Source organism: Alteromonas pelagimontana, assembly GCF_002499975.2.
GTDB lineage: Bacteria > Pseudomonadota > Gammaproteobacteria > Enterobacterales > Alteromonadaceae > Alteromonas > Alteromonas pelagimontana.
The window spans coordinates 3,800,567-3,825,218 of the sequence record NZ_CP052766.1 but is presented as its reverse complement, the minus strand read 5'-3'; the positions used below and the strand labels follow the sequence as shown (position 1 = coordinate 3,825,218).

Here is a 24,652-nt window from a genome sequence, read left to right as displayed (position 1 = left end):
ACAGAATTTTCGTAGATATTGCCCATTGAGTTTCTTTTTATTCACCTACACGTTTAGCCATCCAATTACGATACAAAGCTGCATTTTCAGCTGAATCCACCCTTTGTACGTCGTGTTGCTTCTCATATCTATCAAACCAGTTAAACACTGGCTGACTCTGCAAATATTTTTGAAAGCGGCTGTTCGGCTGAGGCGGGTATTTAGGTTTAAGAAACTTCATGATGTCAGTCCTTTCTTTATAGTTAATTCTGTCTGTCCAGTTCTTCATACCATTCGCAAAGGTACTGGATAGTCTGACATATTCAATTAACGAACCAATTGCGCAAAAATATAAAAAAACGCTTCGTGTCAGCAAAAACAGCGGGTAATAATAAAGTTGTAGTTTCGGTTTAAAGGTCATTCATACGGAGGAGTATAAGCTTTGCTGAGTGATGGGAAAAATTTACAGGGCAACTTGTAGAGCTAAAAAAAGGCACCGAGGTGCCTTTTTCTTTACTTTGGAGCGTTAGCTACTGAGTATTGGTCATTGCTGTTTTTGTAGCGACTTTTAAATTGTCTTCTACATTCTTCACGTCTGAAGCATTTTTAGCAATTTCTACCGCTAGTTGCCGTTCAGCATCCGAACCTACGTCTCCGGTCAGTGTTACATTTCCATCTTCTACATCAACGTCGATGTCTAAGCCAGAGATATCGCTGTCCATAAGCAAACGCGTTTTGATCACCGTAGCGATTTTCGCGTCGGTTAATGCGTTTTCATCATCCGCATCGTCGTCATCCACATCGGAATTAGATGAAGCGGTCATTTCATCATTGTCCCAGTCTTCAACCACAGAGAGTTGATTATCTACAGAACTTACTCCATCAATATTAGCAACTAACTCTTCTGCTAGTTTTTTATCAACGGAATTTTCGACCTTTCCTGTCAGCACAACTTTACCGTTTTGGACGTCGGTATTAATATCGAAAGAATTTAAATTTCCATTAAAAAGCAACGTAGCTTCAGCTTTACCGTCTATCCACGCATCTTTTGCGCCTTTCTCCCATTTATTCTCGTTATTCATATCACCGGCTAGAGCGGAAGCAGACAGTGTACCAGCTACTATCAACGATAAAATTGAACGTTTCATGTTTGTTTCTCCTTTGTCAATACTCTGAGTACAAAGCTAGTTCTATGCCAACACTTAATAGCTTGATAATATTGCGAAAACCGCGGCTAAAGACAACATTTCGCAAAAATTTGCTGCAATGTTTACGGTAAAATTAGTAGTTTTTACTCAGAGAAACGTGCAGAGATAAATCCGTCTCACCTCCCATCATTGGCTACGCCACCATACTGAAAGTATGGCCGGAAAATAACGATAAAGGGCTATCTCATAATGTTACAATTAACGCGTACTACTAAACCTGATAAGCTTTATTGCTGTACTACCCTTTGTCTTTGATCTTGGTATCCGCAACAAGTTGCTGTAAATTCAGAATGTTCTTAAAAGGATCAATCGCTTATGTTTGAGACGCTCTCACTAATGAGCACTCTGCTGCTGTTTACGACTATTGCTCCTCTTTTACCAGGAGAGCACTGGACAATCCGCGTATGGGAATTTCCCCGCGTGCAGTTGTTCGTCCTCTTATTGGTGACTCTCTTGGGCTGGGGAATAAACTTTGGCAGTCATTTAACGACCTCCCTTGTTTTCATGGTCGCTTTGGGGGCAGCCATTTTTTACCAGGTTTTATGGATAATTCCTTACACAAGGTTATGGAAAAAAGAAGTAGTAAGAGTCAAAGAAGCGAAGGCGGAGCAATGCATCTCCGTCATGACAAGCAACGTCTATATGTACAACGAAAACTACGCTGGACTGAAAGGTCTGGTGAAAGAGAATAAACCTGATTTACTCATTACTCTGGAAACCAACGGTAAATGGGAAAAAGAACTAGCAGAGCTTCACGACTCATACCCGCACCGCCTTGCCTGCCCTCTTGAAAATCTTTATGGTATGCACCTATACAGTCGCATTCCTTTTAAGGCGGAGAAAATCCGCTACATTATTGAGGAAGGCGTACCCTCAATGGAAATTACCATTGAATTAGCCGGGCAGGAGGTTGTAGTGTACTGTCTGCACCCGAAGCCTCCGAGTCCAACAGAGAATGAAACAGCCGGTCCAAGAGATGCCGAATTAGCGGTTATTGGGCGCGAAGTTGCCGAGAAAACGGTACCTGTAATTGTGGCTGGCGATTTAAACGATGTAGCATGGTCACCCACCACTCGCAAATTCAGAAAATCTAGCGGCGCTAAAGATCCGCGCAGGGGGCGAGGTTTTTTCAATACTTTCCACGCAAAATATCCCCCGATACGCTGGCCGTTGGATCACGTTTTTCACAGTGCCGAATTTGAATTGGTTCATATTAAACGTCTGCCCGGTTACGGCTCAGACCATTTTCCCCTATTAACAAAGCTCCAGCTTAACCCTAACCGGATTAAACACGTTTCTTCATCGGATCAGAAAACTGGAAAATAATGAACCCCATGAACGATAGCACTAGACTGATTTCATAGCGGGTGTAGGCTACAGAGACACCCAGCGCTCCTACCAACCAGATACCTGCTGCAGTCGCAGTGCCGGCTACTCGCTTGCTGTTTTTAAGGATGGCGCCGCCCCCGATAAAGCCAATGCCGGTAACAATGCCGTACATTACACGAGCTTCCGCTTCGCCGTCCTCGTAAACATCCCTTCCCACCAACATAAATGCACATGCAGATATTGCTACCAGTGGAAATGTACGGATGCCAGCCCCGTCGGCTCTATGTTCTCGATTGTAAGCAATGGGTAATGCAAGAATGAACGCTATACCCATTTGATAGAAGTGATAGAATATCAGGTGTAGATCCAAATCCACGCAGCTCCTCCTTCTTGATTTTATTCTGAAAAGCAATAACAGTGCCTACTCATGTAGTCATACCAAATCAATGTGATATCGACTCACTCAGGACGTATCTGGCGGTTAATGAAGCAGGCGAGGTTCGGCTTCCTTATAACAAGGGCGGTACCCGCGTTGCCAAATTCCTACGTGCCCCTATTAAACGTAGCATTTCATTCAAGCGACTCAACTAAGTCCTTCAGTTTTCATTAAGGGAGTGCAAGTCGTTGCGGATAAAATTAATTATCACTACTGACACGAGTCAAAGCTAGCTTCATTTTTTTTGTAGAGTATGACAGCGTTATTTTCTGAAAAGGTATGCACAACATGGGAGACTACAGCTCGAAGGCTTTACTGTGACGAGAGTAATGGGTGGTTATTTTTCGTGGTGCTTGTTTAAGAACGGAAAAGTCAGGTATAAACCTGGCTAAGCAGAAACTGCCAATTCTGGCAATCTACGGGCGCTTGCTGTTAAAGCAGCGAGCCGTTGGCAACGCTCTACCACATCTTTGTAGTTGTTAAGATCAGAGACAATGTCGTCTGCAGTGCAGTGGCTGAGGTCAATACCCGCACTACTTTGTGGCGCCATTAAGATTACGGGTGGGTGATTCGGCTTAAGTAATTTTAATTTCCGGCATATGTTTTCGCCCTCCATATCTGGCATGTGGATGTTAAGCAAAGCCACGTCGTAACGGTTCAGCGTCGCCAGCCTGATAGCGAGCTTACCGCTCGCAGCGTAATCTACTTTCCATCCTAAACCAGCAAGCAGACGAGTGAGGCGGCTAGCCGCAACAGGATTATTTTCTGCCACTAATACTGTCAAAACATTTTTTTCTGGCATATTGTTTTCTTATTGGCGCTGTGGCCTCTATCCCACTGTGGTTCATGTTAACCCGAGTAGACTCACCTACACCCGCTAAAGTTGCCCAACGGAAGCTCCGATAAAGGGTAAGCACAACATAGGCCAACATTTTGCAGCTGAAGATTCTTAACGTTACGAGGGTAAAGTCTCTCTGATGCGCTCGCAGGCTTCTTCCCGTGGAATAAAATGGGCAAGCCCCAACAGTCTGTCGTCCCGTGGCCAAACTGCTTTGTTTAGCAAAACGACATCGTGCTGCGAAAGTTTTTCAGAATCCAGTACTACGGCTACAGCCTTTTTATTAGGTTTAATAAAAGAAGGCTCTACCTGCTTCACTGCGTCAGGCAGTACACAGATGAATTCCCTTTTTTGCGGATCGCGAATAACGCAAATTTCGTTTTCTAAAAAAACGATAGAGGGCCACCCTTCTGCAATACGGCTTTGCGCAAACATGGCAATGGTGAATGCGATAAGTGCTCCAAAGGTGGTAAAAATGAATGTTTTACTCAGATCTGGAGCCAACGACACAATTACCCCTACGATTAGCGCGAACAATATCCACGCGCCAAACACCCGCCGCATGACTTTAGGGCTAATGCCAGAGAAAATAATAGCCTGCTTTAATTGCGCTTTGTCGAAGGTTCTTATTGTGACATAGGTTGATGCAGTCACTCCCTCTTCCTTTTTAATGTTGTTTAATGACAAGTACCATAAAGCATATCATCCTGCTACACAAAAAGATTAAGAGATTGATTCAATAGCATTAATGTCTGCCAGTCGTGATAAAGACCCGTGCAGCATTAAAGAGACGAGGAACGATTGTGCGAAAAAAAGCTGGCCGTTCGACCAGCTAAAACTCTATTAGAGAGACTATTTCCAAGAGAAATAACTTTACCTTTTGATGGATGATCTGTAAATGATAATTATTACTATTAATAAATAAAACGTACTTCTATGGTGAGCTCCTCTATCCGTCTATGTCAGCAAATAAGCTTTCAGGTTACCCCAGCTACAGTTTCTGCGATCACTTACGAATCATCCGTGAATTCTTCCCTATGCCTCCGGGAAAGATGAGTAATTATATTCTGCTACGTATAGATAATAAACTCTCTCGATCGGTGGCAAAGAAGCATTACATCCATGCGTAGTAGGATTACCTCGGTGTCAGTTTATCGAAACGATGGCAAAGTTCCATCATCGCGCGTCCACTATGGTAAGGCGCCTTCCAGAAACCGGCTTTATAGGTAGGTTCGGCTGGTGCGTGGTGACATTTTGCTGTCCAATACCATTCACCACCTTGATCGTCTTTATGATAACGCTGAATAAACGACCAGATTGTCTCACACGTGTGGTAGTAGCCGCTGTTACCGGTGAGCAGGTAAGCGTTAAAAAAACCTACCAGGGCTTCTGCTTGTACCCACCAGAAGCTGATATTTTTACGGTGGCCGCTGGAAACATCGGCATCATCACATAAAAAGCCGGCATCACTCATACCCTGACGAAGTGTTTTTTCTGCCAAAGCAAGTATGACCGATTCGGCCTGCGCTTTACGCTTCTCATCAGCAAGAATTTCCACCGCTTCATGAAGTAGCCAGCTTGCCTCAATGTCATGGCCAAACGATACAGTAGCTGACAGATCTTCCCATTTTTGGCTAAAAAACAGCTTTAGGTGACCGGTTGCACCATCCATGATTCGTTCGAGAAATGTATCAACAATATGTTGCAGCGCTTCGCTAACCTCATCGTCAGCGTGTACACGATACAGCGCCGAGTACGCTTCAAGTACATGCAAATGGGTATTCATCGATTTAGGACAATTGAGATCTTTTTCACTTAAACGGAAATCTTCAATAGCGCCCCATTCTCTCGTACAGGCCTCTATATAGCCGCCGTTTTCTCTATCTCTGGCGTGTTTTTCTACTAGTTGAAAGCATGTTTTTGCCAAGACCAGTGCCTCGGAATTTTGGGTTAGCGCGTAGTACCGGCTTAACGCGTAGATGCCAAAGCACTGCGCATAGCTTTGCTTTTTACCCTGCACCAGGTGACCAGCAGAATCAGCTTCCCAAAATAAGCCGCCGAACTCGTGATCAACCAGATTATGGCAAATCCACTCGTAAGCCCGGGTGGCAAGGGCGGTGTAGCGGGTATCGCCATTAAAAAGCGCCAGTTCGCTGAAAAACCAAAGGATACGGGTATTCAGAATGACACCTTTGGGAGCGCCAGATACGGGTTTTGAAAACGCGTCGACTTCGCCAAAAAAGCCCCCCTGTTCCTCATCTACCGCGATGGTGGCCCACCAATTCGCAATACCTTCAAGTTCACCAAGCACCGCTTCGCGGGAAAAAGGTTTATAAGGCAACGCGGCTACTGCCATTACAATTTGCCCTCATTTTTACTGATGAGCGTGTTAATTGCACATACGGATGCTGCTGAGGTCAACTTATCTTCTGGCGTATTAACACAGTAATCGACCAACTGGTTTATCGTGGTGGTGGCCACATGCAGCCGCGTATCAGCAGAAGCGTAATAAATAAAAACATCGTCATGCTGGTTACGTATCCATCCGTTCGTGAACGCTACATTGCTCACATCGCCTACCCGTTCCTCGCCCTCGGGCCCAAGAAATAATCCACCAGGTTTATAAATAATTTTCCATGGCGCAGTTAAGTCTGTCATAAACATATAAAGCACGTAACGCAACCCTGCAGCAGTGTTTCTAACGCCGTGTGCCAGATGCAGCCAACCCTGAGCGGTTTTTAGAGGCGCAGGCCCCTGCCCGTTTTTCAGCTCATAAACAGTATGGTAAACCTTCTGATCAATAATCTTTTCTTCATCAACTTGCGCGTTTTCCATGCTAGCCGTCAGGCCCCAGCCTATACCGCCGCCACCGCCGACACTAATAAAGCCATCTTGCGGACGCGTATACAAGGCGTATTTGCCATCGATAAATTCGGGGTGCAGTACCACGTTACGCTGCTGACCGCTGTGAGTGATAAGGTCAGGCAAACGCTCCCACTTCACTAAATCTTTTGTGCGCGCAATGCCACACTGGGCAACGGCTGCTGACGTATCATCCATACGCGTTTTATCTTTGCGTTCAGTGCAAAACAGCCCATATATGTAGCCGTCTTCATGTTTCGTTAAACGCATATCATAAACATTGGTGTCTGGCTCATGGGTTTCTGGCATGTCGATGGGCCGATTCCAAAATGTAAACTTGCTTACCCCATCGTCACTTTGCGCTACGGCGAAAAAGGATTTCCGATCCGCCCCCTCTACCCGCACCACAACCAGGTACTTGCCGTTAAAATAGATTGCGCCGGCATTAAAAGCGGCGTTTACGCCGATGCGTTCCATCAGAAAAGGATTGGTCTGGCGGTCAAAGTCATAACGCCAGTTCAATGGAATATGCGCTGCCGTTATCACGGGGTTTTCCCAGCGTTGGTAGATGCCATTGCTCAGCCCCGTTGGCGAATTCTTCTTCTGAATGAGAGCCTCATGAGCCGTACGTAAAGCATCAAGGCGTTCGTCGAATAAAGATTGCGTCATAAAATCTGTTCTCTCGCGATTATTTTGAAGATTGGAGTTGAGATGAGAGGGGCTGAGTCGGTTCTGCCGCCTTTATGTCGGTGGGCCAATCCTGCAGATTGTCCCACCAGAAAAATTTCAAGTACACTGTAGTACTTATTGCAACAGCCATAGCAATAAAAAAAGCGGGCCACTCCCGTATCACCATAAAGATGGGTGCTGCAGTTAATGCGGTATGCCAGAAAATTCCGACCACAATATTTATGGCATCCCGTAGCCCGTCCCGATTAGCTTGGATGGCGGGATTATCTGCCTGTAGCGCACGTAGAACGGGCCCCCATAAACCCCAGGGCCGGGTTTTCAAGTAGAAGTGCTTTAGCACCGCCATATCATCCGGAGTCGATATTAAACTCACCACAACACAAGCCAGCAAACACAGAGTAAACATGGCAGGAAACCCGTAGAGCGGCGAAATATCGGTAAACATCATGGGAATGGCGGCAAGAATGCCCGCCAACATGCCAGCGAAATAGCCCATGCCGGTAAACCGCCACCAGTACCATTTAAGGAGATTCGAAGCGGTGTAGCCGCCATATAATGCGGAAACCAGCCACATTACGATGCTGTTCAGAGAGGGAATAAACAGGCCAAATACCGTCCCCGATACAATAAAGGCAATGGACACCATATAGCTCATCCAGATTGCTTGCTTTTCCGTAGCTTCAGGATTGATATAGCGACGATAGATATCGTTAACTACGTAGGCGGGTGCGGCATTAGTAGTAGCGGCAAAGGTAGACATAAAGGTAGCCAGCAATCCCGCGATAATCAGCCCTAGCAGACCGTTCGGTACAAAGTTTGCCAGAGCAAACGGGAGTATCTGCTCAAAATCTACCTCTTCACCCATCGCCTGTAGCGCCGGCATGAAGTAAACCAAAGCCAGAATGGTCAAACCGGTAATCATCATGTAGCGGGGAAATAGCAGTACAATGCTGACGAAACCACTCATCTTCGCAGCGTCAGTGGGACTACGGGCAGATAATACCCGTTGCATATCGAAGTTTGGCGCTGGGCCAGCCATGCTTTGTAAAATGCCTTTGAACAACACCAACATGATGAATACTGAAAATAAGGACCAACCATCCGTCACAATCTGCGCGTTGGCCTGTTCAAGGACACCGCTCCAGTCGAGGTCAAGCTGCCAGCCAAACCCCAAACTTTCCCATCCGTCTGGAATCACCTGTTGAAGCATCTGTGGAGACACTTGTTGCATAGCAATAATGCCAATAGCAATACAGGCCACAGTCATAATAATAAACTGTAAGACTTCCGTAAAAACCACGCTTACCATACCGCCCTTTACCACATAGATAGCGGTTAATGCGGTGACGATAAGCCCGTAGTAAACTTCGTTCATGTGAGGATCGGAGTTAAGTTGCCAGGGTAGGAATACAGCGGCAAATTTACCAATGCCGATAAACCCGTAGGCCAAAAATCCGAGCACGCTTAACAATGCAAACAGGACAACGATGAGGTGGCTGAGCGTAGCACCTCTGCTAACGCCGAAGCGAAAACGGATCCACTCGGCCCCGGTCATGACTCCGGAGCGGCGCAACCAGATAGATAGAAACACCATTAAAAAAATTTGATTAAAGCTGGGCCACAACCAGGGTATGAATACACTCTTTAAACCATAGATAAAAAGCAGATACACCATCCACATGGTGCCGCTGATATCAAACATACCCGATGCGTTCGACAAGCCGAGAAAAGGCCAGGGAATACGGTTTCCGCCAAGAAAATATCCCTTGGTATTTTTTTTCGCTGTTTTTGAGATAAAAACACCCAGCAGTACCACAACAATCAGATAGCCAACAACGACCAGTACGTCCAGGGTAGACAGCTTCATATATTCATTCCGTGTTACAGCCTGTTAACAACGTGGAGCAACTATGCTACAAGAACATAAATTGAACCGGTTCACAATTCAAGTAAAATATAACCTTTTTACCTACAAATATTTTCTAAAAATTCGAGAATATCTCCGTTAGCCATTGGTATCTTAATCACTATTCCCATATGTCGTTTGTCAGGTATAGTGCGTGCACTGGCTTTAGAAACAAAGGAACTTTTATGGCGACAATCAAAGACGTAGCGCGTGAAGCTGGATTATCTACCGGCACTATCTCAAAGGCACTACATGATCCGCAAAAAGTTTCCAGAAAAAACCAGGTAAAAATTGAAGCGGCCATAAAAAAGCTTAACTACAAGCCCAACATGCTGGCGCAGAAATTCCGTGCCAGCACTTCTAAAACGCTGGTAGTAATGGTGCCCGATATCGCTAACCTGTTTTTCGCCAAAGTGATTAGCGGGATTGAAGCTGTTGCCCAGGCTGCTGGCTTTAGCGTGTTGTTAGGCGACACTAAAGACTCTCTTGAGCGAGAAAGAGAATTCATCCGCATGGTCGAAACCCGGCTTGCTGATGGTTTAATTAATCTGCGTCCGTATTACAAAGATGAAGCATTATTGCCTATCAAAGGCGTTCCCAGTGTTACCGCCAGTAGCAGTAGTGGGACACCTTCTTATTCTGTCCGTATAGACAATGTTGCCGCATCAGAAAAAATCGTTAAGCATCTTATTGGTCTTGGGCATAAACGTATTGGTGTTATCTCAGGTCTGCATCATAACCCCCATACGATTGATCGATTAGAAGGCTACAAAAAGGCGTTGTCTCAAGCTGGTATAGATTACGATGAAGACCTTGTCGTTGAAGGCGATTTCAACTACTGGTCTGGTCTAAGTGCCGCCGAACAATTTTGTCAGATGCCAAACATGCCCACTGCTTTCTTCTGTATGAATGACGAAATGGCCATTGCTGCTATGAAAGGCTTTATCGACAAAGGATTTTGCATTCCACAGGATCTCTCCGTCGCAGGCTTTGACGATATGGATGTATCACGATATGTAGTGCCTACACTTACGACGGTCGCCCAGCCTGCAGAAAAAATTGGCGAGAAAGCCGCTGAAATGCTGATATCTCTTATTCAGGGTGACACGCCAAAGTCGGAAGAAGTCATTCTTCCCTTTGAGTTTATTATTCGCGAAAGCACCGGGCCTTTCCAATAGCATTACAGTTAAGAATTGAACCGGTTCATTTTTAAGGTATTATTGAGCTATATCTCGTAATTCCGACAGCGCGTTTGAATGAATAGTAAAATTAACAATTGCCGTTTAGTTGAAGCCGCTAATGCTTATGATCATTGGCTGGGACAACAGGTTTTTCCCGTATGGTTAGCCAATGGTTTTGAGGCAAGTGGCGCTAGCATCGAGACCTTTACCGCCCATGGTCATCCCGATTTACGCAGCCACAAGCGAATTCGAGTTCAAGCCCGGCAAATGTTCTGCGTCTGCTACGGCCAAACGCGTGGGTGGACAGATTCAGGTAGTGACATCCTGCATGGCATTGACAGTTTCCTGGCGAATTCGACCGAAAGTCATTCTCCGGGTTTTTATCCCACCATACTAAATGCTGAAAATCAGGTTATTGATACTTCGCGAGATTTGTACGACTGCGCCTTTTTTCTTTTGGCTTACGCATGGCGCTATCGAGTGTTTCACGATTTACACGCGCTGAAAAATGCCCATAATTTAATAAACATCATTGAACATTTATTAAAAGGTTCACGCGGAGGATGGAAAGAAGGTGATTATGCCTATCAGGTCCGTCGGCAAAACCCGCACATGCACCTTTTCGAAGCATTTATGGCGTTGTATGAATCCACCAGAGACGCCAAATGGTTAGCTTACGCCGGAGAAATGTTCGCGCTTTTCGAAACAGTTTTTTTTGATGAAGAAGCGGCTGTGCTACGGGAATTTTTTACTGACAACTGGCAACCCGATCCCGCTCGTAGTCATGTAATTGAACCCGGCCATATGATGGAATGGGTATGGCTGCTGTATAAATATGGGAGCCTATCTGGCAAGCCTGTACACAAATATTGCACTACGCTTTATCGCCAGGCACTCAAAATTGGTCTTTGCAAAAGTTCTGACCTACTTCTTGACGCCGTGACTGCAACTGGCGAGGTAATTACAGGCACCAAACGTTGCTGGCCTATGACAGAATGGGTGAAAGCAGCTCTGGCCATGACAATATTGTTTCCCAATGAAAAAAACAAGAGCCATGCTTATGTCAACGACGCCTCAAACGCCCTATCAAGTCTGATGCGTCATTATCGTCACCCTGAACGTGCCGGACATTATATCGATCGTCGGGATGAAAAAAACAACATTCTTGACGCTTCCATGCCCGCCAGTACCCTATATCATTTATGTATGACGCATAATGAAGTATTCAACTGGCTGCGTCTGCGTTGCCAGTAACTACGGAGTCACTATGTTTAACTTTTGTCCGCAATGCCGAAGCGCCAATATCTCAACTATCAACGGCTCTGAATATCGCTGCCCAGACTGCGGCTTCGTGTATTATCACAATACGGCATCAGCGGTGGCCGGTATTATTACTTGTGACAATGCCATGTTAGTTACCCAGAGAGCCAGAAATCCGGGGAAAGGAATGTTCGATCTGCCGGGCGGTTTTGTTGATCACGGCGAATCTCTTGAGCAGGCTTTGTCGCGAGAGGTGGAAGAAGAGCTGGGGTTAACCTTGACCGATTGGCAATACTTTGTGTCTTTGCCTAACACCTATCGGTATACAGATGTACTGTATCATACCTGTGATGCTGTATTTTCGATTGAACTGTCTTCACGCCCGACACTCACTCCAGAAGCTAGTGAAATTCTTCAGGTTCACTGGCTGGAGCGCGATAAAATTGATTTAACGACAATTGCTTTTCCATCACTGCGTGAAGCCATACGGCGCTTTTGCAGACGCTAATACACTTTACGTGCATATTGCAATTGGATGCTAAAGCGGCTGCCCCTGTTATCGCGCCTCTGGTAACAGTGGCAGCCTTATTTTATACCAAACAATACTAGTACGAATCCTCCTTGATGTGTGCTCACTCAACGGGAGAATTAGTATATCAGTTTAACTTTCTGCTCAATCTTTGTTTGGGTTGCTTATTCTGATGCCGCACTTACGTGTTCTGCGTTCCAGTTATCCGTTCTAAAAGGTACAGCTGGCAAACCTTCAGCGTTTACCAGATTTACTGCTGGATTATCTGCCCAGGCATAACGCAGGGCCACGGGCTCGCTAACTTGTGGATGGTGAACCTCTACAGTACGCCCTTTTATCGTTGCCTTTCCTCTATAAAAGACTCCATCTTTACCTGCAATAATGAAGCCTTTAGGAGCTTGCCCGTCGGTGGTTTGCAAGCCTTTGTCATGGTCAAAATGCACGATGATGCGACTACCCTGGTTTTCCATTGCTCGATAATCCGGACCAGAGGACAGGATATTATCGCCATACACCTTACTTGCCGCCTGCAGCCATAGCCGTTCCCCGACCACTCGTTTACGCTTAGGATGGATGTCGTCGCCATTGCCTACATCAATAGTGACCGCCATACCGGTGAACGGTAAAGCCAAGGTTTGGCGCTGCGCATCTCGCAAATAAGCCCAGGCGCTATCCGGCTGCAATGGCTGACGCGGTAAAAATGCCGCTAGCTGTACATAAAGAAAGGGGAGATCAGGAGCATTTGCGCGGGTGCGCCAATTCTCAATCATTTTCGAGAACAACGCGGCGTAATAAGGGTGCCGCTCGACATTGCTTTCGCCCTGATACCAGATAACTCCAGCCGCTGCATAAGGCAACAGCGGGTAAATCATTGCGTTATAAAGAAATCCTGGCGTAAAGCTGTAGTTTTTTACATCGGGCATGGGAGGCTCTACCTGGTTGCTGTATTTCCAGTCTGCGAACAGATCCGTCTTTTCTCCTTTTACCGACAGCCATATTTCACCCTCTTTGCCCACAAACACATTGTTGTCCCAGTCATTGGCTGCGCGAATCGCAATGACATTCTCTCCCGCTTTTAACATAGAAGCTGGCACTTCATGAAGGGAGTCGCCATTGCGCCAGTCTTCGGTTGCCAGTAACTTGCCATTGATGAAAATAAAAGCGTTTTGAACAATATCTCCCAAACTTAACGCAACCGAACTCTGCGCTTCATTTCTACTTAGGGTGAACCTATGTCGTAGCCACACAAAATCGTGTAGCGCCGTGGTATTAGGTAAAGTACGAATAGCCCATGAGCTATCATCAAAGCCGATACCGGCAGCACCGGTGGCCAGTGCCTGCTCGACGCTGTTTATCCGGGACCACTTCTCAGTATTTCGCTTTTCATTCGCCGCAAGCTTTTGCGGCCAGTTTTCAGTTTTTAACACTTCAGTTGCCATGGCTTTATAGCCCGGAACATTTTTTACTTCGTCGATATCTGTCCATGCTTCTGCCGGCGTACCGCCCCAGTTACTTTCGATGATGCCCACCGCCACATCTTCATGTTGCTGCAAGCGCTTAGCGAAAAACCATGCCACAGCGGAAAATTCACCAGCAGTTTCTGGCGATGCAACCCGCCATTGCCCTTCAGGCAACTGTTCCTGCTTTTTCGGAGACAGCGTATTTGGCACATCAAAAAAGCGGATCAAGGGTATTTCTGCATTGGCAACTTCCTGCTCGTGCCCGACTACATTATCCTGTAAATCCCACTCCATGTTGGATTGCCCGCCCGCTATCCACACCTCGCCAAAGTACAAATCCGATACTTCACGGGTCTCATCGCCTTCAACCAGCAGCGTAAAAGGGCCGCCTTTTTGATGAGGTGGCATAACGAGTGTCCAGTTACCACTTTCGTCAGTGACGGTGGAAAATTGCTGTTGATTAACGGAGACTTTTACTTTCTGTCCCGGCGGCGCGCTGCCCCATACTTTGACTTCTTTATCGCGCTGCAGCACCATATGGTCGGTGAACAAAGGAGACACTGTCATTGCTACGCTTTGAATGCTAATCATCGACAGCAGTCCTGCAATAATTGCTATTTTCATCAGTTAATTTCATTCCCATTGGTAAATGTCGACCTGAGTCTGAAGAATCAAAGAGTACATCGGTAACCGCAATCTTTTGATGCTCGTATCAACTCAGCGTTTAGAAAAAAGTTCTGTCAGAGTAAATATGGCCGGGTGCTTTCACGAATTATCAGTTCGAAAGGCAAGATGTATTCAATTAACTTTGGCTCAGTTCCCTCGATCATTTGGAAAAGTAATTCGGCGGCCTTTTCACCAATTTTTACACCAGGCTGGCGTACTGTAGTCAGCGGTGGGTCGCTGTAATTAGATACCTCTAAATCATCAAACCCTGTCACTGAGATATCCTGAGGTACGCGAAGCCCCTTCTCTTTTAAGCCTTTAATTGCACCAATCGCCATTTCGTCATTCATACAAAATAATGCTGTGGGCTTGTCTTTAAGCTGCGCAAAGTGCTGAACAGCATTTAATCCAGACCAAAGAGTAAAGTCCCCTTCTATTACATAATCGTCGTTGAACGCGATATTTGCCTGCTGCAAAGCCTGACGGTAGCCCAACATACGATCGCGGGTATGGGGGTTATCTTTTAAACCAGAAATGACTCCGATTTTTCTGTGACCTTGATCGAGCAGGTATTTGACTACCTTATACGCAGCTTCCGTATTGTCGATACGCACTGAAAGATAGGGAGTATTCGCGCAGCCCGCTGCGTTCACTGCTTTCACATTGCAGTTAGGTAGCAATGACTCTTTATGATGGGGGCGAAGCTGAATGATCCCGTCAGCCTGTCGGGTTTCCACCAGGTTAATAAATTCTTTTTCGCGGCTGGTAATATCTCTTGTATCCCCTAACAACACGTTATAGCCGTACTTGGCAGCCGTATCTTCTATACCACTGATGAGACTGGCAAAAAACAAATTGGCAATATTGGGAACCAGCACAACGATAGTATTGGTGCGCTGTAAACGGAATTTTTGGGACGTCAGGTTCGGCCGGTATTGAAGTTTATCTATGGCCTGGTTAACCCGTTTAAGACTTTCCTTTGAAACCAGCTCAGGATTACTTATTGCGCGGGACACCGTGGCAATGGATAAACCGGATTCTTTAGAAACATCTCGAATTGTCGCCATACATTTATCTTTATTTCTTATCTGGAGAAAGATTGCAGGATTCGAGCACTCGTAATAGTGAGTTTCATCATGCTGTCCCTGCACAAGGTATTATTCTGAACTATTTCGTTTTCAACAAACACCCTAACTTGTGAAAAACTTAATAGAAAGAGAAATTTATCCATAAGTATGTTCGTCAGCGCGTTGATAAAGTCCCTTTACACTAATTAATAAGCGCAACAGCCAAAGGTGCCAGCAACGCTGGCACCTCAGTTTTCGGCAAGTTCAGTTTTAGAACTTTGCCCGCACACCCACTGTGTAACGGGTTTCATAGTAGTTCTGGAAGGCGTACTGGTCCGGCCATTGCAGATAGTAGTCTTCATACTCACCGGTCACGTTAGACCCTTGCGCATAAACAGTGAAATTGTCGTTGATATCGTAGCTGGCCGACACATCCACATAGGCAGTTTCGTCCTGAAACAGATTCAGCGCGCCCCATCCGCCCTGTCCTGCCAAACGTTCACTACGATAGTTGTATGCAATACGCGCTTCAAAACGGTCGCCCTGATACCAGCCAATCAAGTTAAACTGGCGCTCGGAGTTGTCGTTAAACATATTTTGTTCGCCGTAGATATCGGTGCCAGAACCTTCACTGGGTGAATAGGTAAAGTTAGAATCGATACCAAAGTTGGTGAACATACTGTCGGCGGCAAGATAATCGCTTAAGGCAATTTTTGCCCCGATTTCAAAACCTTTAAGCGTGCCGCCTTCTCCCTGCACCAGCGTTGAAATAGGCACGCTACGGCGCACAATACCATCGGCGTCAGGCATTTCCATATCCACCGTCTCGCTTACGGTAAAGCTGTCAATCTCAACGCGGAAAATCGCCGCGCTTATCATGCTGGCTTCGCCGGTGTACCATTCCAAAGAAATGTCGTAATTCGTCGATTCCCACGGGTCCAGATTCGGGTTTCCAGCCAGGCTGCCTCCGGTCACAATAAACTGCCCTTCGGTGGGACTTCCCGCTACAGAATCCAAAGCGTTGCTAAGAGTCAAACCTTCGCCATACTGGTTCAGGTTCAAAGGGGTCATTGCTTTTGAAAAAGCAAACCTTGCAACAAGATCATCAGTAATGCTGTAAGAAACGTTCAGCGATGGCAAAACGTTAGTGTAATCCCTGCTTGAAAGCACATCGCCGGTATCTACAGCCGTACCGCCGTACGCTTTGTTTTCACCGGCAATATTTTGTTTAACCGATAAATCGGTTTCAATTACACGTACGCCTGCGTTACCTTTTAACAGGCCATCTAATGCTTCAAAATTTGCCTGAACAAAATAGTTTAATTCTGCAATATCGGCGCTAAAGCTGGAACCCGGTATTACATTTTTCGTGCTGGAACCAAATACTCTGTTATGGAAAGCTTCGGGATCATCATAGTCGCGAGGATCTGCTGCCCAGACAGCAGGAATGCCACTAACAGGGCCAAAATCTGTCACCTGCACAACATTGTTGTACTGATCAAGAGGAATACTTTCCAAAGCGGCATAAGGCATAAATTCGCCGTTAACCGTTTCGCCATCAGAACAGGCTGGTGCGGGGGCGTTTAGCAGCACGTCGGTGGCCTTCCATTGCGCTTCACACCCAGCAGTTTGTACTGGAGAAAACAGATTATACCGTTCATATTCCGCGCTACGTTTGGCGTAACGAATTCCCGCATCGATGCTGGTAATATAGCCTTCTTCTAAACGGTACTTCCCTTTCATGCTGAACGCGTTCAGATCACCTTCTGCATTTTCGTTACCTTCAGAAGAAAACGCTCCGACGTTATAGCTATCCAGATTTGCCATATAATCTGCGATAGTGGCACCGCCGCCCAATCCACCTGCAAGTTCGCGATCAAAGCCGCTCCACACCGGATGTTCTCCAGTAGTGTCGTAGGTTAAATGGGGATCTTCACTGTAGCCGTTGGCATTAATAGCTTGCAGGCAACCTCCTTCATCGCCTACCACCTCATCGTTCGGGCCACATTTATCGGAGGGAACCAGATTGGTTGTTCTTCCCAACGTGGTTGAACCATTAGTTAAATCGCCTTCGTTATAGCCATGACGGTGTTCTTGGGAAGCGCGACCAATTATGGTTCGAAACTCACCGGTGAACGCCCCGCCGTTGTCGTAATCCAGTTGCAAATTTATATTGGTGGAGCTGTTATTGTAAACGTCATTCTGCGTAAACGACTTTAACCGCGAAGGATACAGCTCAGCCTGTGACCATGCGTAGACCTCACCGCCATCAATCATTGCACCAGTAGCACGTTCTTCGGTAGGCGTAAACCAGCCACGTGGCCCCCACTTGTTGGTGGCGCTCATACCCAATTTACGATTGAATTCTTCCTGCTCGGTATAGAAAATATCAGCGGTAAATACAAATCCTTCACCCAAATCCACCTGAGTAGAAGAGTTTATGCCAAAACGTTCCCGCTCTGTGCCCTGATTCCACGCCGAAAAGCCTTGAGCTCCAAGAATAACGCGTCCATCACGGCCGGGCTCGCCTACTTCTTCGGCGCTGGTGCGGTCAGTCCAGCCAGCATCCCCAGGACTGCCGGTGTTCAAGCCGTTATAGGAGTTAGCTAAATTAACATTGGCGTAAGTACCGGATATTAAAAAGCCGACTTTACCATTATGCCAGTTGTACAGGGCGGATAAGTTAGGATCATTTTCCTGGGTTTCATCACCACGTTGAAATTCTACAGAGCCTGAGACCGTTTGACCTTCTTCAAAGTCAAAGGGGCGATAGGTCTTCAGGTTTACCGTACCCGTAATGCCCGCATTTCCTAAATCTGCAGTGGCATTTTTATATACATCGGCACCGCGGAAAAGTTGTGAAGGAATATCGCTGAAGTTCGGTTGAGTAGAGACAACAGAGTTAGCCCCCAGATACTGCTCACCGTTCAGCTGAGTCACTACTTGCGGCAAACCGCGAATGTTTAGCGATGCGCCCTCACCGGCAGAACGTCGAATCTGAACACCGGAAATACGCTGAAGCGAATCTGAAATCGTGACATCCGGTAACTTGCCGATATCGGTAGCAGCAATAGAATCAACGACTGTATCGGCAGTACGTTTATTAAAGATAGATGCGACCTGCGAACCACGAATACCACTTACATTGATGACTTCTATGCTGCTCTCATCAACGGCGGCGTCGGTTTCCTGAGCACGTACCTGACCTGCCTGAAGGCTTGCCAACACTCCTAATGTCAGTGCTGACAGCTGATAGCGCTTATGTGTGTTCGTAAATACTTTCATTTTTCAGTCCCTACTTAGCGTTAAGATACAGTGAATCCGGATACATCTCTTATTCTCTAACCCAACAAGGATCTTGAACGCGTTCACATGTAACCGTTTTCATGTTTCACGCAATGTAATACATCAACCTTCACTTTTCAATAACAATGTCTTTACAAGAGGCAAAATATTTACAAAAATAGCCGTTCTTATATGCAAAACCTATAACCCTAGGAAATATAAAGGTTTCACTATATCCAGATACAGATAGGAGACGGGCGAAACGCGGAGGACTTCACCGCTCTTTTCCCTGTGCCTCAAGAATTTAGCAGTGAAACGTGCGATGTAACCGAATTGCATTGTCGTGATCATTAAAAATCGACCACATGGAGTGCATGACTATGAACTACCAGGCTTCAGCAGCGCGGTACGAAAAAATGAAATACAAACGTTGCGGAACCAGCGGATTGCGACTTCCTGTCGTGTCGCTGGGTCTGTGGCAAAATTTTGGTCTGGACACGCCGCAACGTTTAGCAGAGCAAAAACTCTTTGCTGCCTTTGATGCGGGAATTACGCATTTTGATTTAGCGAATAATTATGGCCCTCCCCCAGGAAGTGCGGAAACCGCCTTTGGCCGGATACTGAAAAACAACCTTCGAAGTTACAGAGATGAAATAGTTATCTCTACCAAAGCAGGCTATACAATGTGGGATGGCCCCTATGGTGATTGGGGGTCGCGGAAGTACATGTTAAGCAGCCTGGATCAGAGCCTGCAACGTATGAACCTTGAATACGTAGACATTTTTTACAGTCATCGTCCTGATCCTGAGACCCCCTTAGAAGAAACAATGGGCGCACTGGATAGCGCTGTAAGATCAGGCAAAGCACTGTATGTAGGGTTATCAAACTACACCGCTGATCAAACCCGTTACGCCACAGATATCTTAAATGAACTAGGCACGCCCTGTCTTATTCACCAGCCAAGGTATTCTATGTTTGACAGGTGGACGGAAGAAGATGATCTACATGACGTTTTACAGGAAAGAGGCATAGGCTGCATTCCGTTTTCTCCCCTTGAGCAAGGTATTCTTACCAGTCGCTATCTGGAAGGTATTCCTGCGGATTCCAGAGCCAACAGTCCTGATAGTCCCAGACTTCATCGTGCCGATATTACGCAAGAGAAGTTAGCGAAGGTGAAGGCATTGGCCGAAATTGCACTAGAGCGCGGTCAGACCATGGCGCAACTCGCTATGTCCTGGTTACACCGCCAACCTACTGTAACCTCGGTGATAATGGGTGCCAGCAGGGTGTCACAGATTGAAGAGGCAGTAAAAATTGCTCAAGCACCGGGGTTTAGTGAAGATGAGCTTGGCCAAATTGACGCGATTTTAAGACGCTGATAGCGACATCACATCGACATACAACTTGCACGATGGTAGTTGTTCGTAAAGTAGTAAAGCTACAACTAGTATAACGCTAAGCGTAAAGAATCACACCGACACTAAATAGCTGTTCGTAAGTGTGCTACACATGAAAAGGCAAAACGGGGGTATCATTCAGAACTGTCCGCAGGCGCTGTGCAACAGGCGCTGTGCAGCAGGCGCTGCGCAACAGCATGGATGCTGCGGCTGAGGCCCACGGAAGGGTTTACAGCGTGTTCTGAATGGCGTCTTCGTTATGACTCATACTTCGGAACAGTTATTCGGGCGGTAAAAGTAAAAAATTTTTTGCAAGGGCGTGTTGGCCTAAATATCTAAACCAAAAGGAACATGTAGATCATGACATTTCATTTAGCCTCTAAAATAACTGCTGTTTTAATGGGCGCCGCGATGTTGGCTCCTGTGTGCGCTACTCCAGCAGAAGAACTTACTACCTCCGCTATTATGCCGTTAAAAGATGCTACAGCGGAAAAAGGTGATGGCTGGGTATTCTATAGCTATTTTACCGGTGATACGGTGGGAACTGAACAGTCACTCACCGGGCTTGCTGTCATTCAGCCTGGTAAAGAAATTCATCCTCCTCATGTTCATCCAGAAGAAGAATACCTGATGGTGACGCAAGGCAACGGCGTATGGACAGTAAATGGTAAAGATACGCCAGCCTCCACAGGTGACATGCTTTATGCGTCGCCGTGGGAGTCACACGGGATTAAAAATACCGGGGATATTCCGCTAAAATTTGTTGTAATGAAGTGGCACAGTAAAGGGAAACCGCTGCCTGAACAGCCTTAACATTACGTGCACCGCGAGAATTTGCCAAACGTTAGCGGTAGTTTAAACCTATCTGCGGGGCTTCGGCTCCGCAGAAACTTAAATGATTTACCGTTTTCTTTTTGTATTTTTACCATTTTCTCCAAACTAATTGAAACCGGTTACACAAACAGGTAAAGTGACGCCAGGTTGTTAATAAAATTTACATATAAATAAACTATACAACCCGAATTTCTGAAGCGAGTATTCTCGACTTTCACATGTTGGCGGCATATGTTGGCGAATAGTAACGCCCGTTTACCTGATCTATAGCTGGCTATAAGGTGAAAAAGCGCCATACATCGCTGTCGAGAAGCACGGTCTTTGAGCTGAGGTTGTATAACATTCCCGTTTTCCCCATAACGGCTTATGAAGTAACAATGAAGGTAGAAGTGCAATGAAAATCTCCCGCAGAGACATACTTAAGGGCGTTTCAGTAATAGCAGGAAGTGCAACGGCAAGCGTGCTGTTAAGCTCCAAATCGATGGCTGCGTTGTCAACCTATAGCCAGGGAAATGGGAAAGAGAAGCCTAAATTATTTTCTCCGCTTCAGACCGAAGTTTTAAAGAAGGTGTGTGAACTCACCATTCCCAAAACCGATACACCGAGCGCAGCAGATGTTAATTGTCATCATTTTGTTGATCACCAACTTCAGGCGGTGTTTACGCCAAATGAAGGCGACGCCATAGTCGAAGTGTTAAACAAGATTGCTCATAGTAGCGAAGACAAATATGCCACAGGGTTTACTGCAGCGAAGGAAACGCAACAGTTGGAATTACTTACAGCGCTTGAAGCGAAAGAATCGCCCTTCACTGACCAACATCATCAAGCGTTTAAAATGCTCAAAGGGCTCATTGTATTTGGCTATTACACCTCTATGCCCGGCGCAACAAAAGAACTGACTTACCTCGCTGTTCCCGGCGGTTTTCGTGGTTCTGTGCCCTATTCCGAAATTGGCAGCGCTTATAGTTCTAAAGCCTTTTACTAAGTCAGATGAATTGAGAAGTACTAAGACATGAAAAAAGAAACCTATATCGAACAATCGAATGAAAATTTCGATGCTATTGTCATTGGCTCAGGCATCACTGGCGGCTGGGCGGCGAAAGAATTATGTGAAAAGGGTTTTAAAACCCTGATGATTGAACGCGGTCGAGTGGTGACTCATAGAAAAGACTACATCACCGAAGGGAAGCCGCCCTGGGAATACCCTAACCGAACCAAAGTCGACCGTGAACTTGCCGAAGAGCAATATAAAATTCAGAAGCAGTGTTACGCATTTAACGATGGTACCAAGCAATTTTTTGGTAACGACAAAGATTACCCCTATTCCACAAGCGAAGGAACTGAGTTTAGTTGGATACGCGCCAATCAGTTAGGCGGTAAATCCATGTTGTGGCACCGTCAGTCCTATCGAATGAGTGAATTTGATTTTCTTGCCAATTCACGTGACGGACACGGGAATGATTGGCCTATTCGTTATAAAGACCTTGCGCCTTGGTATGAGTATGTTGAGCGCTTTGTAGGCATTAGTGGTTCCAAAGAGAACCTGCCACAGCTTCCTGATAGTGTCTTTCAGCCCGCGTTTGAGATGACTGCGCCTGAAAAATATTTCGCTGAAAAAATGAAGCAGGAAGTGCCGGATAAACCGGTGATTATAAGCCGCTGCGCGCATCTTACCGAACCTCAACAAGTGCAGGTTGATTTAGGTCGTATGCGCTGTATGGCAAGAAACGAATGCCAAAAAGGCTGTTCCTTCGGCGCCTATTTTTCCACACAAAGCGCTACTTTGCCTGCTGCCGCTCTTACCGGTAACCTGCACATCGCGCCCAATAGCGTAGTAGAAAGCTTAATTTATGATGAAGCGACTAATCGCGTAAAAGGTGTGCGCGTTATTGATAACGACACCCTTAAAGAGCGGGAATACTTCGGTAAAATTGTATTTATGTGCGCATCGACACTTGGCACTACACAAATTATGCTGAACAGTCGTTCCAAACGTTTTCCCAACGGTATTGCCAATAGCTCCGGCGTACTTGGACAGTATTTGATGGACCATAACTACAACGCACTGGTAACTGCGAATATTGATGGTTACGAGGATGAATACTACGTAGGAAGACGTCCTGCGTCTTTATATGTGCCAAATTTTCATTATGAGCCTTCGAAATATCACAAAGCGTTCAAGCGAGGCTATGCGTTTGCGGGCAGCGCATCAAGAAGCGATTGGCAATATATGGCTAATGCCGATGGTTTTGGTGTGTCCTTTAAAAACATGCTTCACAACCCGGGAAGCTGGGGCATGGGGCTACAGGCTCAGGGAGAAATGTTGCCTAACCGTGATAATCAGGTATCGCTGCACGCCACCAAAAAAGACAAATGGGGAATTCCGCAATTGCATATTCACTGCCAATGGTCGGATAATGAAAATGCAATGATGAACAGCGCGTTGGAAGTGGGCAGCGATATGATGAAAAAAGCTGGCTTTACCAATATTAAACAACAACTTTTAGGGCAACCGCCTGGATTGGCCATTCACGAAGTTGGCACCGCCAGAATGGGCCGGGATCCAAAAAATTCTATTGTTAATGGGTATAACCAATCCCATGATGTACCTAATTTATTCGTCACCGACGGTTCCAGCTTTTGTTCGTCAGGGGTAGGCAATCCTTCACTTACCTTTATGGCAATTACTGCCAGAGCCGTCGATTACGCAGCCAAGGAAGTTAAAGCAGGAAGACTATCATGAACACCATCTATCAGTTTAAGCGCAAGTTACTCTCCGCCGTGGGCATTTCCGTTGTGTTGTTTGCCATTGGCGGATGCAGCGAGCCGCAAACCCAACAGCCAAAGCAGCCAGAGGGCGCGGCTGAAGCAACGTCAGCGCAAGCCCCGCAAGTAAGCGTTCAACTTTACTCGGTCAAAGACTCTCTTAAAGCGGACTTTAAAGGTACGTTGGAACAGATTGCCAACTTAGGGTTTGATGGTGTGGAATTTGCCGGCGATTTTGGCCCTTATGCTGAGGATCCAGAAGGGTTAAAAGACTATTTAGCGTCTATCGGTTTACAAGCCAGTGGTGCCCACGTGGGTATCGATCAGTTAAAAAATAACTTTGACAATACCACTGACTTCTATAAAAAGCTGGGCGCATCATGGCTTATCATTCCTTGGGACGACCGCGCATTTAATGGCGACGATGTGAAAGCGGTTGCTGAAGACCTTTCTGCCCTTGCCGAAAAACTTAAGCCATTGGACATGCGAGTGGGTTTTCACAACCACGCTCAAGAGTGGCAGGATTACGGCGATGCCAGCTATTTGGAATATCTGGCGGAGAATACGCCGAAGTCAGTGATCCTTCAGCAGGATGTGGGCTGGACAATAGATGCCGGCGAAGATCCTATCGCGTTTGTAAAGCATTACCCTGGGCGCACGCTCACCACACACTTTAAGTCAGACGTAGCGGAAGATAGCCAGTACGTGCCGATTATTGGAAAAGACAATATCGACTGGAAAGCCGTGTATACCGCTACCATCACTGATGGTGGTGCGAAGTGGATTGTTATCGAACAGGAAGAATATCCTAATGGACTTTCTCCTATGGAAGCGCTGACGCAATCGAAAGCTGGCTTTGATGGAATCATAAAAAGCGCCCGTTAATCCGCTACCCGTAGCTGACACTCACCGTCTGCTACGGGTGGTTTTACCACTTGCGTAAAAGACCATTACTCTTC

General features: G+C 46.2%; 20 protein-coding genes. 9 read left to right on the top strand and 11 right to left on the bottom strand.

The annotated features are described in order from the left end of the window. Positions 1-37: 37 nt before the first annotated feature. A complete protein-coding gene (locus tag CA267_RS16850; RefSeq protein ID WP_139316249.1) occupies positions 38-220 on the bottom strand; it encodes a hypothetical protein in 183 nt (60 codons plus the stop codon). Between the two features lie 289 nt (positions 221-509). Continuing rightward, positions 510-1,127, bottom strand: coding sequence for a BON domain-containing protein (locus CA267_RS16845; protein ID WP_075609707.1), 618 nt, complete (start codon positions 1,125-1,127; stop codon positions 510-512). 375 nt (positions 1,128-1,502) lie between these two features. On the opposite strand from CA267_RS16845, the gene CA267_RS16840 reads away from it, so the two are divergent. Then, positions 1,503-2,513 (top strand): endonuclease/exonuclease/phosphatase family protein, encoded by a 1,011-nt coding sequence (locus tag CA267_RS16840; RefSeq protein ID WP_075609708.1) that lies wholly within the window; start codon positions 1,503-1,505, stop codon positions 2,511-2,513. Here the strand turns inward: CA267_RS16840 and CA267_RS16835 are convergent. The 6 genes from CA267_RS16835 to CA267_RS16810 form a co-directional block, all read right to left on the bottom strand. Continuing rightward, a complete protein-coding gene (locus CA267_RS16835) occupies positions 2,473-2,850 on the bottom strand; it encodes an MgtC/SapB family protein (protein WP_075610095.1) in 378 nt (125 codons plus the stop codon). The two genes, CA267_RS16840 and CA267_RS16835, sit on opposite strands and share 41 nt — an antisense overlap. Before the next feature lie 490 nt (positions 2,851-3,340). Beyond that, positions 3,341-3,754 (bottom strand): response regulator, encoded by a 414-nt coding sequence (locus CA267_RS16830; protein WP_075609709.1) that lies wholly within the window; start codon positions 3,752-3,754, stop codon positions 3,341-3,343. 153 nt (positions 3,755-3,907) lie between these two features. Next, positions 3,908-4,444, bottom strand: a complete 537-nt coding sequence (locus CA267_RS16825) for a hypothetical protein (protein ID WP_075609710.1) — start codon at positions 4,442-4,444, stop codon at positions 3,908-3,910. 481 nt (positions 4,445-4,925) lie between these two features. Then, on the bottom strand, positions 4,926-6,146 hold the full coding sequence (locus CA267_RS16820) for an AGE family epimerase/isomerase (RefSeq protein ID WP_075609711.1): 1,221 nt from the start codon (positions 6,144-6,146) through the stop codon (positions 4,926-4,928). Next, on the bottom strand, positions 6,146-7,321 hold the full coding sequence (locus tag CA267_RS16815) for a glycoside hydrolase family 130 protein (RefSeq protein WP_075609712.1): 1,176 nt from the start codon (positions 7,319-7,321) through the stop codon (positions 6,146-6,148). The genes CA267_RS16820 and CA267_RS16815 overlap by 1 nt, the downstream gene beginning before the upstream one ends. A gap of 19 nt (positions 7,322-7,340) precedes the next feature. Continuing rightward, entirely contained in the window at positions 7,341-9,209 is a 1,869-nt protein-coding gene (locus CA267_RS16810; protein WP_075609713.1) for a sodium:solute symporter family protein, read from the bottom strand. Positions 9,210-9,433: 224 nt separating this feature from the next. On the opposite strand from CA267_RS16810, the gene CA267_RS16805 reads away from it, so the two are divergent. From CA267_RS16805 to CA267_RS16795, 3 genes are all read left to right on the top strand, one after another. After that, complete coding sequence (locus tag CA267_RS16805; protein ID WP_075609714.1) at positions 9,434-10,426, top strand: LacI family DNA-binding transcriptional regulator; 993 nt, start codon at positions 9,434-9,436, stop codon at positions 10,424-10,426. Between the two features lie 78 nt (positions 10,427-10,504). Then, positions 10,505-11,683, top strand: a complete 1,179-nt coding sequence (locus tag CA267_RS16800) for an AGE family epimerase/isomerase (RefSeq protein ID WP_075609715.1) — start codon at positions 10,505-10,507, stop codon at positions 11,681-11,683. Positions 11,684-11,696: 13 nt separating this feature from the next. Next, positions 11,697-12,197 carry an NUDIX hydrolase gene (locus tag CA267_RS16795; RefSeq protein WP_075609716.1) on the top strand — a complete coding sequence of 167 codons (501 nt, stop codon included), beginning with the start codon at positions 11,697-11,699 and terminating at the stop codon, positions 12,195-12,197. 185 nt (positions 12,198-12,382) lie between these two features. Here CA267_RS16795 and CA267_RS16790 read toward each other — a convergent pair whose 3' ends face one another. The 3 genes from CA267_RS16790 to CA267_RS16780 form a co-directional block, all read right to left on the bottom strand. Continuing rightward, positions 12,383-14,302, bottom strand: coding sequence for a sialate O-acetylesterase (locus tag CA267_RS16790; RefSeq protein WP_075609717.1), 1,920 nt, complete (start codon positions 14,300-14,302; stop codon positions 12,383-12,385). 116 nt (positions 14,303-14,418) lie between these two features. Further along, positions 14,419-15,411 carry a LacI family DNA-binding transcriptional regulator gene (locus tag CA267_RS16785; RefSeq protein WP_075609718.1) on the bottom strand — a complete coding sequence of 331 codons (993 nt, stop codon included), beginning with the start codon at positions 15,409-15,411 and terminating at the stop codon, positions 14,419-14,421. Positions 15,412-15,681: 270 nt separating this feature from the next. Next, the gene (locus CA267_RS16780; RefSeq protein WP_075609719.1) at positions 15,682-18,696 is read right to left on the bottom strand and encodes a TonB-dependent receptor; all 3,015 of its coding nucleotides are present in this window, start codon (positions 18,694-18,696) and stop codon (positions 15,682-15,684) included. Positions 18,697-19,070: 374 nt separating this feature from the next. Here CA267_RS16780 and CA267_RS16775 point away from each other — a divergent pair, with 374 nt between their 5' ends. The 5 genes from CA267_RS16775 (at position 19,071) to CA267_RS16755 (ending at position 24,578) form a co-directional block, all read left to right on the top strand. After that, positions 19,071-20,075, top strand: coding sequence for an aldo/keto reductase (locus tag CA267_RS16775; RefSeq protein ID WP_321174024.1), 1,005 nt, complete (start codon positions 19,071-19,073; stop codon positions 20,073-20,075). 378 nt (positions 20,076-20,453) lie between these two features. Further along, positions 20,454-20,906 (top strand): cupin domain-containing protein, encoded by a 453-nt coding sequence (locus CA267_RS16770; protein WP_075609721.1) that lies wholly within the window; start codon positions 20,454-20,456, stop codon positions 20,904-20,906. A 415-nt stretch (positions 20,907-21,321) separates the two neighbouring features. Then, positions 21,322-21,912 carry a gluconate 2-dehydrogenase subunit 3 family protein gene (locus CA267_RS16765; RefSeq protein WP_075609722.1) on the top strand — a complete coding sequence of 197 codons (591 nt, stop codon included), beginning with the start codon at positions 21,322-21,324 and terminating at the stop codon, positions 21,910-21,912. 27 nt (positions 21,913-21,939) lie between these two features. Next, entirely contained in the window at positions 21,940-23,670 is a 1,731-nt protein-coding gene (locus CA267_RS16760) for a GMC oxidoreductase (protein ID WP_075609723.1), read from the top strand. Further along, entirely contained in the window at positions 23,667-24,578 is a 912-nt protein-coding gene (locus tag CA267_RS16755; RefSeq protein WP_075609724.1) for a sugar phosphate isomerase/epimerase family protein, read from the top strand. Before CA267_RS16760 ends, CA267_RS16755 begins: the two co-directional genes overlap by 4 nt. Positions 24,579-24,652: the final 74 nt, after the last annotated feature.

Bases quoted from the DNA above. Each gene is read 5' to 3' on its own strand.
- CA267_RS16810 (WP_075609713.1), bottom strand. From the start codon at position 9,209: ATGAAGCTGTCTACCCTGGACGTACTGGTCGTTGTTGGCTATCTGATT.
- CA267_RS16800 (WP_075609715.1), top strand. From the start codon at position 10,505: ATGAATAGTAAAATTAACAATTGCCGTTTAGTTGAAGCCGCTAATGCT.
- CA267_RS16815 (WP_075609712.1), bottom strand. From the start codon at position 7,321: ATGACGCAATCTTTATTCGACGAACGCCTTGATGCTTTACGTACGGCT.
- CA267_RS16795 (WP_075609716.1), top strand. From the start codon at position 11,697: ATGTTTAACTTTTGTCCGCAATGCCGAAGCGCCAATATCTCAACTATC.
- CA267_RS16840 (WP_075609708.1), top strand. From the start codon at position 1,503: ATGTTTGAGACGCTCTCACTAATGAGCACTCTGCTGCTGTTTACGACT.
- CA267_RS16785 (WP_075609718.1), bottom strand. From the start codon at position 15,411: ATGGCGACAATTCGAGATGTTTCTAAAGAATCCGGTTTATCCATTGCC.
- CA267_RS16850 (WP_139316249.1), bottom strand. From the start codon at position 220: ATGAAGTTTCTTAAACCTAAATACCCGCCTCAGCCGAACAGCCGCTTT.
- CA267_RS16805 (WP_075609714.1), top strand. From the start codon at position 9,434: ATGGCGACAATCAAAGACGTAGCGCGTGAAGCTGGATTATCTACCGGC.
- CA267_RS16820 (WP_075609711.1), bottom strand. From the start codon at position 6,146: ATGGCAGTAGCCGCGTTGCCTTATAAACCTTTTTCCCGCGAAGCGGTG.
- CA267_RS16760 (WP_075609723.1), top strand. From the start codon at position 21,940: ATGAAAAAAGAAACCTATATCGAACAATCGAATGAAAATTTCGATGCT.
- CA267_RS16755 (WP_075609724.1), top strand. From the start codon at position 23,667: ATGAACACCATCTATCAGTTTAAGCGCAAGTTACTCTCCGCCGTGGGC.
- CA267_RS16765 (WP_075609722.1), top strand. From the start codon at position 21,322: ATGAAAATCTCCCGCAGAGACATACTTAAGGGCGTTTCAGTAATAGCA.
- CA267_RS16830 (WP_075609709.1), bottom strand. From the start codon at position 3,754: ATGCCAGAAAAAAATGTTTTGACAGTATTAGTGGCAGAAAATAATCCT.
- CA267_RS16845 (WP_075609707.1), bottom strand. From the start codon at position 1,127: ATGAAACGTTCAATTTTATCGTTGATAGTAGCTGGTACACTGTCTGCT.
- CA267_RS16780 (WP_075609719.1), bottom strand. From the start codon at position 18,696: ATGAAAGTATTTACGAACACACATAAGCGCTATCAGCTGTCAGCACTG.
- CA267_RS16790 (WP_075609717.1), bottom strand. From the start codon at position 14,302: ATGAAAATAGCAATTATTGCAGGACTGCTGTCGATGATTAGCATTCAA.
- CA267_RS16775 (WP_321174024.1), top strand. From the start codon at position 19,071: ATGACTATGAACTACCAGGCTTCAGCAGCGCGGTACGAAAAAATGAAA.
- CA267_RS16835 (WP_075610095.1), bottom strand. From the start codon at position 2,850: ATGGGTATAGCGTTCATTCTTGCATTACCCATTGCTTACAATCGAGAA.
- CA267_RS16770 (WP_075609721.1), top strand. From the start codon at position 20,454: ATGACATTTCATTTAGCCTCTAAAATAACTGCTGTTTTAATGGGCGCC.